General features: G+C 71.7%; 8 protein-coding genes. 2 read left to right on the forward strand and 6 right to left on the reverse strand.

Annotated features, from left to right (window positions below; all coding sequences use genetic code 11):
• The coding region (locus AB0J68_RS20755; RefSeq protein WP_363940007.1) for an LUD domain-containing protein at positions 1-562 on the forward strand (562 nt) is incomplete at its 5' end.
• A gap of 17 nt (positions 563-579) precedes the next feature.
• On the opposite strand, the gene AB0J68_RS20760 is transcribed toward AB0J68_RS20755, so the two are convergent.
• The 4 genes from AB0J68_RS20760 to AB0J68_RS20775 all read right to left on the reverse strand — a co-directional run bounded on the left by AB0J68_RS20760 (position 580) and on the right by AB0J68_RS20775 (position 4,648).
• Positions 580-801: a winged helix-turn-helix domain-containing protein gene (locus tag AB0J68_RS20760; protein WP_355068636.1), complete on the reverse strand. Its 222-nt coding sequence runs from the start codon at positions 799-801 to the stop codon at positions 580-582.
• A complete protein-coding gene (locus tag AB0J68_RS20765; protein WP_363940014.1) occupies positions 801-3,245 on the reverse strand; it encodes a DUF4132 domain-containing protein in 2,445 nt (814 codons plus the stop codon). The genes AB0J68_RS20760 and AB0J68_RS20765 overlap by 1 nt, the downstream gene beginning before the upstream one ends.
• 1 nt (position 3,246) lies before the next feature.
• A complete protein-coding gene (locus AB0J68_RS20770) occupies positions 3,247-3,639 on the reverse strand; it encodes a hypothetical protein (RefSeq protein WP_354861919.1) in 393 nt (130 codons plus the stop codon).
• 103 nt (positions 3,640-3,742) lie between these two features.
• Positions 3,743-4,648, reverse strand: coding sequence for an endonuclease/exonuclease/phosphatase family protein (locus tag AB0J68_RS20775; RefSeq protein WP_363940009.1), 906 nt, complete (start codon positions 4,646-4,648; stop codon positions 3,743-3,745).
• 101 nt (positions 4,649-4,749) lie between these two features.
• On the opposite strand from AB0J68_RS20775, the gene AB0J68_RS20780 reads away from it, so the two are divergent.
• Positions 4,750-5,079, forward strand: coding sequence for an NIPSNAP family protein (locus AB0J68_RS20780; RefSeq protein ID WP_355068631.1), 330 nt, complete (start codon positions 4,750-4,752; stop codon positions 5,077-5,079).
• A gap of 45 nt (positions 5,080-5,124) precedes the next feature.
• Here the strand turns inward: AB0J68_RS20780 and AB0J68_RS20785 are convergent, their stop codons facing one another.
• Together AB0J68_RS20785 and AB0J68_RS20790 are read right to left on the reverse strand one after the other, a co-directional pair.
• Complete coding sequence (locus tag AB0J68_RS20785; RefSeq protein ID WP_363940011.1) at positions 5,125-6,318, reverse strand: endo-1,4-beta-xylanase; 1,194 nt, start codon at positions 6,316-6,318, stop codon at positions 5,125-5,127.
• A gap of 321 nt (positions 6,319-6,639) precedes the next feature.
• On the reverse strand, positions 6,640-8,546 hold a 1,907-nt coding region (locus AB0J68_RS20790), incomplete at its 5' end, for a carboxyl transferase domain-containing protein (RefSeq protein ID WP_363940012.1).

Raw genomic sequence — 8,546 nt, forward strand, 5'->3', positions numbered from 1 at the left:
CGCGCTCGCCACCGGCAGCCCCGCGCCGGCGCCGGCGCCCCGCGACTACCGGCAGGCCGACGCCGTCGACCTCGACCAGTTGGCGCAGCGGCTGACCGACTACCGGGCGCACGTGCACCGGGTCGCCGAGGCCGCCGTCGCCGACACGATCGCCGACCTCCTGCCGGCGGGGGGCACCGTCGTCGTACCGCCGGGTCTGCCGCCTGCCTGGCTGCCGCCGACGGTGACCACGCTGACCGACGACGGCCTCGACCACGCGCGGATCGGCGCCGCGGACGCCGTCGTCACCGCCGCCGCCGTCGCCATCGCCCAGACCGGAACGATCGTCCTCGACGGCTCGCCCGACCAGGGCCGCCGGGTGCTCAGCCTCCTACCGGACCGGCACGTGTGCGTCCTCCGCGCCGACCAGGTGGTGGCCACCGTGCCCGAGGCCCTGGCCCGACTGACGCCGCACCGCCCGCTGACCTGGATCAGTGGGCCGTCGGCCACCAGCGACATCGAGTTGATCCGGGTGGAGGGGGTGCACGGCCCGCGCCGTCTGCACGTCGTCCTGCTGCCCTGACCCCGGCCGGCCTGAGCTCATCCCTCGGCTACGTAGACACCTTTACCGGGATGTCCCTCAACCAACCCGCGGTCCTTGAGGATGGTCATGACCCGGTTGATGGTGGAGATGTGCACGGCGTGCTGCTCGGCAAGCTCCCGTGTGGACGGTAGCTTCTCGCCCGGCGCAAGCTCTCCGGACTTGATCTTTCCGGCGATCTCGTTCGCTATGCGCCGGTAGTCCACTCTCTCGGTCGGCATCAGTCGACCTCGACGGGTCGCAGTTGGCTCAGCACGGTGGGGTCGGTGATCCGGTCGTCGGCGGCCAGCATGATCGCCTTGGACAGGATCGTGGACAGCATGGGGTCGTCGTCGAACGGCAGGTGCAGACGCCCGGTCTGTGCGCGCGCGGCGACGATGCACAGGTACGCGTCGTCGGGCTCCATCATGACGTTGCCCGACCCGAGGTGGATCCGGTACGCGCGCAGGGTCCCTCGGACCCGCAGATACCGGTCCGTGAGGTCCACCCGGTCGGCGATGGCCATCCGGGGCAGCAGCCGCGCGAGCGCGTCCCGGCGTACCTGCGCCGACGGGGTCAGCTCCGCGACCGCCGTGCGCTGCCAGTAGGCGGAGAACCGGTCCTCGCCGCGATCGGCCCACTGCGGGTCGGTGGCGATCGAGGTGACGCCGACGAACAGGTCCACGTCGCGCATGGCTTCGCTGAACACCAGCGGTGGCACGTCGATGATCGGCGCGGGCAGCCAGGTCGTCCCGTCGTGTCGGGCGAAGCGCACCTGGTCGGTGGAGCAGTACTCGACGTCGTAGTGGTGTGGATCCGGGTTGTCGACCAGCGCGTGGTGGAAGGACGCCCGCCACGCCCCGCCGCCGAAGACCTTCGTGGCCTCGCTGTCGTACCCGCCGTCCCAGGTGCCGAGGTAGCCGGCCTGCCAGCCACGGGCGCGCAGCAGGGCGTTGGCCTGCCGGTAGCGCAGGATGTGCCCGGCGAACCGGTTGGAGTAGGTGTGCGTCTTCTCCTCGGCCGGCGTGCGCGGGTAGACCTCCCGGAAGACCTGCTTGAACGGCTGCGTCAGGCTGGCGGCGACCAGGTGCCCACGCCACGCCAGCACCTCGGCAGTGCTCGCGCGGACGGGATGCCACAGCCGGACCGACCCGTGCGTGAGGGACCGGCCGTCCCGGTCGACGATCGTCCACCCGTCGCCGTCCCGTCGGGGCAGGCCGGCCGTCCAGCGCTGGCCGTCGGTGCTGGTCTCCCACAGCAGGCGCCGCCCGTAGGTCGCCGTGACCGGGTGGTCGAGGAAGCGCGACGACCAGTCCGGGTACGACCAGGTGCGCTCCTCCGACAGCAGCCCCTCCACCCGCTGGCGCTCGCTGACCAGGGTCGCGCCGATCCGCTTGACGACGTCCCGCAGGTGCGTGAGCTCGTCGCCGTGCGCCTGCTTGACCTGGGCCGGGACGCCCTTGAGCGCGACGCCGTCGCGGGCGAAGACCAGGCGTGCCCGGTCGCCCACGATCTCGGCCGTCGCCTCGTACGGGCCGACGGCTGTGCGCAGGCACCCGTCGGGCCCGAGCCCGTGGTCGTCGACTGTCAGCTCCATGACCTCGCTGAGCGTCCACCCGCGTCGCGCGCCGAGCTCGGTCAGCGCGGCCTGGACCCGGCTCCGCACGGCCTTGTTCCGGACCGTCACCGCCAGGCGGGCCAGCGTGCGCAGCGGCACGTCGCCGTCGCGGTCGGCCAGCAGTCGTACCGCCACGATCGCCGTGCGCGGGGCGTACGGGAACCCGGCTGCCTGGCGCGGCGCTGCCGCCGCACCGGCGGTGACCCGTGCCAGCAGGTCCGTCGCTCTTTCGTCGCGCTCGCGCGACAGCGCCCAGACCAGCCCGCGCAGGAGGCGGTCCGAGTCGTCGTGGACGGTCCGGCCGTGGGCGGTGAACGCGTCGAGCAGCCGGCGTACGACCTGCCGGCCGCCGTGCGCGGCCGCGAGCAGTTCGTCGAGGCGGCGCAGCCACTTCGCGGTCGCCGCCGGTTTGTCCAGCGCGGCGCAGTGCTCCAGCAATTCCGGCACCCCCGGCGCGACGAGGTCGGCGCCTAGGTCGGCGCGTACGGCTGGCCCGAAGGTGTCCCCGCCGTGCAACAGCGACGACGGCAGGCGACTGCCGGTGGCCCGGTCGATGGCCCGCCCGAGCAGCGTCACGGCACGTCGGCGGGGCCCCGCCGCGATGAAGTAGTCGTCGACCAGCTCACTGACCAGGGCGGACAGCGCCGGCACCAGGTCGGCCAGCTCGGCGGCCGGCAGGCGCGGAGCGATCAGGGCGGGCAGCTCCAGGTCGGCGCCGTTGTCGAAGCCGGCGCCGCGAGCGAGGACGTCCAGGCACCACACCAGGTCCGCCCGCGTGAACGGGACGTCCTCGGCGGCGAGGCTGCGTACGACGTCGTTCAGCGCGGTGGGGATCGAGCCGCTCGCCGACTCCCGGTGCACGGCCAGGGCGGCGCGGCGACGCTCCTCGGCTGGCCACGACTCGACGGTGGCCCACTCCGGCACGCTGGTCACCGAGGAACCCCAGAAGTACGTGCTCGCGATCCTCAACACCGCCCGGATCCGTTCGTCGGCCTCGGCGACACCGGTCTCCACCTGTCGCCGGTCCGCATCGCTCAGGTGGGGCAGCAGCGCCGTCCAGTCGCCCATGTCAGCCACCCACCAACGCGACGAGCCGGACGAACGCCACGTCCGGGTCGGTACGCAGGTCGATCTCCTCGTCGAGGTCCTCGATCTGGCGGTCGCCGACCAACAGCAGGAAACCGTTACGGGCGAACGCGGCGCAGGCGCGATCCGCCTGCGCCACCCAGTCGAGTCGCCTGCCCGGGGTGACCCGGTAGCCGTTCAGCGTCGCCTCCGTGTCGGTCGGCTGGACCAGGCCCCGGAAGTGCCGCGGCTGCTGGGCGTTGAACCGCGCCACCTCCTCGCGCACCCGCAGCCGGACCAGTTCCCGCGCCGAGATGCGCTCCGGCAGGCCCGCCAACGGCCAGCTCTCGATCGCTCTGCCGGTCGCTGTCTCATCCCGAACGATCACCGTGACCATGCCCTGTGCTCCCTGCTCTGAGATGAGCGGCAGCATGGCACGACCCTCCGACGAGAAGCACCGCAGGAACTGTTCTGCCTACCGCACCCGCCGGCGGCTGTCGTCAGCGGCGGGTCGGCCGTGTGTTCTCGATGACGAGGGTGGCCAGCAGGGCGGGGTGGTCGGTCGCCCCGCCCATGCCCACCGACCGGGTGCAGCAGAGCACGATGTCGGTGCTCGTCAGGATGTGCTGCACCGCGCCGTCGCCGACGCGCAGGTAACCGGGCGGCGTGCAGGACCGTACGTCGGGGTCGTCGCCGAGGCGGAGGTTGAGGTCGCCGCTGAGCACGGTGGGCGCGTACCCGGTGCTTCGCGCGATGGCGGGCAGGATCTCGTCGAGCAGGTGGCCGCACTGGGTGAGCGCGACGGCGCGGCTGGTCGCCGCCAGGTGGGTGGTGCAGGCGTTGAGGGCGCCGCCGACGTGGACGCAGAGCCAGGGTCGTTCCTCGGGGTCCGCGACGTCCTGTGTGGGGTGGATTCCACTGTGCACGGCGTACCGGCTGCCGGCCGCCGGCAGCCCGGTCAGCAACCCGAAGCCGTACGCCTTGCCGGTGCGGCATCGGGTGTCGGCGCCGCTGGGGCGGTCGCCGGCGGCCTGGAAGGCGGACACGACCGCCGCGCCGCGGTGGGTGGCCGCGAACATCGCCTCCAGGGTGGGCACGTCGTCCCGGCAGATCTCGTTGAGGGTGACCAGGGCTGGTCGTTCGGCCCTGATCACCTCGGCGGCCCTGGTCAACGCCCGCCCGGTCCAGCAGCCGGCGCGACCGCTGTTGCAGAGGTTCATCTGCAGCACCCGGACCGTCGTGGGCGCGGGAGCCCCGGCCACCGGCGATTGGGCCGGCACCCCGGCGACGGCGATGAGGCAGCCGGCGGCGAGCGCTCGGCGGATCGCGCGATACGGGCCGGCGCCACGGCGGCCGAGGAGCGCGCCTCGGATTCGGGTGGTGTCGCCGGGCGGATCTGTCGACATGCGGGCTCCGGCAGGGCAGGCGACAGTCTTCGCCGAGGTGCCCGTGATCCTACTGCCGGCCGTCGCGCGGCAGGGCCCGGCGCGAGCCCTATGGTGGATCAATGATCACGTGCGTTGTGCACTACACCATCGACCCCGCGCAGATCGACGCGTTCGAACGGTTCGCCCGCGCATGGATGCGGCTCGTGGCCCGCCACGGCGGCGTGCACCACGGCTACTTCCTGCCCGCCGAGGGTGCCAGCGACCGGGCCGAGGCGTTGTTCAGCTTCGAGAGCCTGGCGGCGTACGAGCGGTACCGCGCACGGTTCGGCGACGACCCGGAGTTCGTCGCGGCCGACGCGATCCGCGACGAGTCGGGTTGTGTGGTGCGCTACGAGCGGACGTTCATGCGCCCGCTCCTGCCGGAGGACGACCTGGCCGTGCCGCGCTGACACGGGCCGTGCGGGGAGGGTGGACCCCGCACGACCCGTGCCGGTTCAGCGGTGCGGCCTGGGCGCGATACGCGGCAGGACGTACGGCGGGCCGGCGAAGATCAGGTCCGACTTCAGCTCCTGGTACGCCCGCTTGGGCTGGTAGTTCTCGTCGTAGATGGTGGCCAGACCCTCGGGCGGGTCGTTGAACCAGTCCGGCACCCACGAGTACTTGTCACTGAAACCCCAGACGGTGTACGACAGGCAGGTGCGTACCGCGAGGCACGCCTTCATCAGCACGCTGTAGTTGGCGGCCGACGCCTGCAACCGGGGGTTGATCTCCTCGGAGTTGCCGGCCTGGACGCCTGCGGTCATCTGGCTGCGGACGTCGACCTCGGTGAACGCGGTGGCCAGACCGAGCGCGGCGAACCGCTTGAGGGCGGCGGTCACCTGCAGGGTGTCGTAGTTGCCGTACTGGGTGCCCAGGTGGCCCTGCGAGCCGACGCCGTCGATCGGGACGCCCTGCGCGCGCAGCCTCTTGGCCATGTCGTAGACGAACTGCGTCTTGTCGTCGGCGGGGTTGCCCGAGCCGAACGCCTCGATGTTGTAGTCGTTGTAGAACAGCAGCGCGTTGGGATCGGCGGCGCGGGCCCAGCGGAACGCGTCGGCGATGTAGTCGGGGCCGAGGTTCTGCGCCCAGAAGCCCTTGTAGTGCAACGTCGACGGGGTGTCCCAGGGGTCGCTGACCGCCTCGTTGACCACGTCCCACTGCCAGATCTTGCCCTTGTAGTGGTTGACGACCGTGGTGATGTGCTTGCGCAGCAGCTCACGCAGCTCCTGCTTGGAGATGCTGCCGTCGGCGACGCCGCTGGTCAGCCAGGCGGGCAGTTGGTTGTGCCAGACCAGCACGTGGCCGCGCACGGCCTGCCTGTTGCGCTTGGCGAACTCGACGAGCTGGTCGGCGGCCGTCCAGTCGTAGGTGCCCCGGGTGGGCTCCAGGCTCTCCCACTTCATCGCGTTCTCGGCCGTGACCGAGGAGAACTCCGAGGCGGCCAGCCGGCGGTACTGCGGGTCGTTGGCGTCGTTGAGGGCTGTCGCGTTCACCGCGGTGCCGATCTTCAGGCCGTGACGTTGGCCGAGGGTCGCGAGGCTCTGCGTGGTCGGGTCGTACGGCCGGCTCGCGGTGGCCGGCATCGCGTTCAACGCCGCAGCGGTCGCGACGGCGACGAGGCCGGCGCTGATCCACCGTCTTGGCTTCATCTGCCTTCCTTTCGAGCATGATCGACAAACGTCGATCTTTGAAGGGAGGGTGCGGCCCGGGGATGAGTGGGCGGGGTGCGGTCTCGGGTTCGGTGGCGCTCTCCGAAGCACCGGAAACTCGTTCGAAACATTATGGCCGTCGATGGGCCTCGTCAACTCTGAAAACTTCCGGAAAAGAGTCGGGTGAGCTGCGCGACTGTGGAGAGTCATCGGATGAAAGTTTCGACGGGTGCGCGGTGTGGCCGGCCTGCCAACGGCAGTGGGGACGGCACCGACCGGGATGGGTCGGCGCCGTCCCCACCATGCGGGATCGGCAGCTGATCAGCCGCGCAGACGCGCCTCGATGGCCTCGATGACGCGCGGACGCAGCTCGGCGGCGCGGATGACGGCGTCCACCGAGCCCACCTCGACGGCGCGTTGGATGTTGTGCACCCGGTCGAACTCCGTGGCCACCTCGCCGAGCTTCTCCGCCCGCACCGACGTGCGCAGCTCGTCGAGCTCGGCGGCCAGCGCGGCGCGCTCGGTGCCGGCCGCGGCGGCGACGCGGGCCTCCAGGGCTCGCACCCGCTCGTCGGCGGCCGTACGGGCGTTGACGTCGGCGGAGAACACCACCGCCGCGGCGGGAGCGCCGCCGAGCACCGAGGCGAACGACCCCTCCAGCGCGAGCACCGTCATGCTCGGGTTCAACGCCTTCGAGAACACCACGAACGCGCCGCCGTGGTAGCGCGAGATCACGCAGAAGACGATCGGGCCCTGGAAGTTCACGATCGCCCGGCCGATCTCGGCGCCGTACTCCAGTTGCAGCTTGCGCATCGACTCCGGCGAGCCGTCGAAGCCGGACAGGTTCGCCAGCACGACCAGGGGCCGGTTGCCGCTGGCGGCGTTGATGGCCCGCGCGGCCTTCTTCGACGAGCGGGGGAACAACGTGCCCGCCGTGTAGGTGTCCGGGCCGTCGGTGGGCGGGAACCCGCGCCGCGGCACCGACCGGGACTCGATGCCGAGCAGGCATACCGGGATGCCGCCGAGGTGGGCGTCCTGCACGACCGCGGTGTCGGCGTCGGCCATGCCCGCCCACCGCTCCAACACCGGGTGGTCCTGGTCGGCGAGGGCCCGCAGCACCGTCCGGATGTCGAACGGCTTCTTGCGGTCCGGATTGGCCTCGGCGGAGAAGATCTCACCGACCGTGCGGAAGGGGCTGCCCGCCACGTCGTGCGGGAACGTGGAGACGTCGCGGTCCACCGGGTCGGTGGTGCTCGCCCGCCGCGGCGCGTCCTCGCCGGGCGCGACGTACGTGTGCTCGTAGTGGGCCATCAGCACGTCCCGCGCGGCGGTCAGGTTCGGCGCCCAGTACTGCGCCTGCCCGTTCGGCCCCATCACCCGGTCGTAGCCGCCGATGCCGAAGTTGTCCTCGGCGGACACCCCGCCGGAGAAGTCGAGCGACTGCTTGCCGGTGAGCACCATCGCCGAGTCCGGCGTCATCACCAGGACGCCCTTGGTGTGCATGAGCATCGTGGCCTCGGCGTTCCAGTACGGCTGCGCGCCGACGTTGATGCCCGCCACCACAATGTTGATCTCGCCACCGGCCTGGGTGAACTCGACGATCCGCTTGAGGGCGGCGGCCACCCAGTCCATGTTCTCCGTACCCGAGGTCATCGAGATCCGGGCGCCGGCGGACAGCGCCCACCACTCCAGCGGCACCCGCATCCGCTCCGCGAGGTCCAGCGCGGCGATCACCCGCCGGCACTCCGGCTCGGACAGGGCGCCCAACGACTTCGTCGGGTCGCCGAGCAGCACGACCCGGGTGACACCCTCCGGATGCAGCGTGGCCGGCGTGGTGACGACACCGGCGACGATCGCGGCGCGGTTGCGCCCCTTGGGCCGGTCCACCGGAATTAGCGCGTGCGCGTCGTCGAGGTCGTACTCGACGAAGTCACCGAGTCGGCTGGTCAACTCGTACGGGTACACCGTGTTGCGGCTGCTGGCCCGCAGCACCTTCAGCCGGTACTCGTCGAGCGGCTCGACCGGCTCGACCGGGGGCGTGCCGACGGTCAGCTCCGCGCCGCCCGCGGCGTCGAACGAGATCCGTACCGCGATCTTGGTCAGCTCGCCGGTGCGACGGTCGCGCTGCCGCGCGATGAACAGGATCTCCTCCAGCCCGGCGCCCACTGTCGTGGGGGGCAACCCCCCCCCCGTAAAAAAAAACACCAAAGGGGGGAGCACGATCGGCG

The sequence above is a fragment of the Micromonospora sp. NPDC049580 genome, from assembly GCF_040675595.1.
GTDB lineage: Bacteria > Actinomycetota > Actinomycetes > Mycobacteriales > Micromonosporaceae > Micromonospora.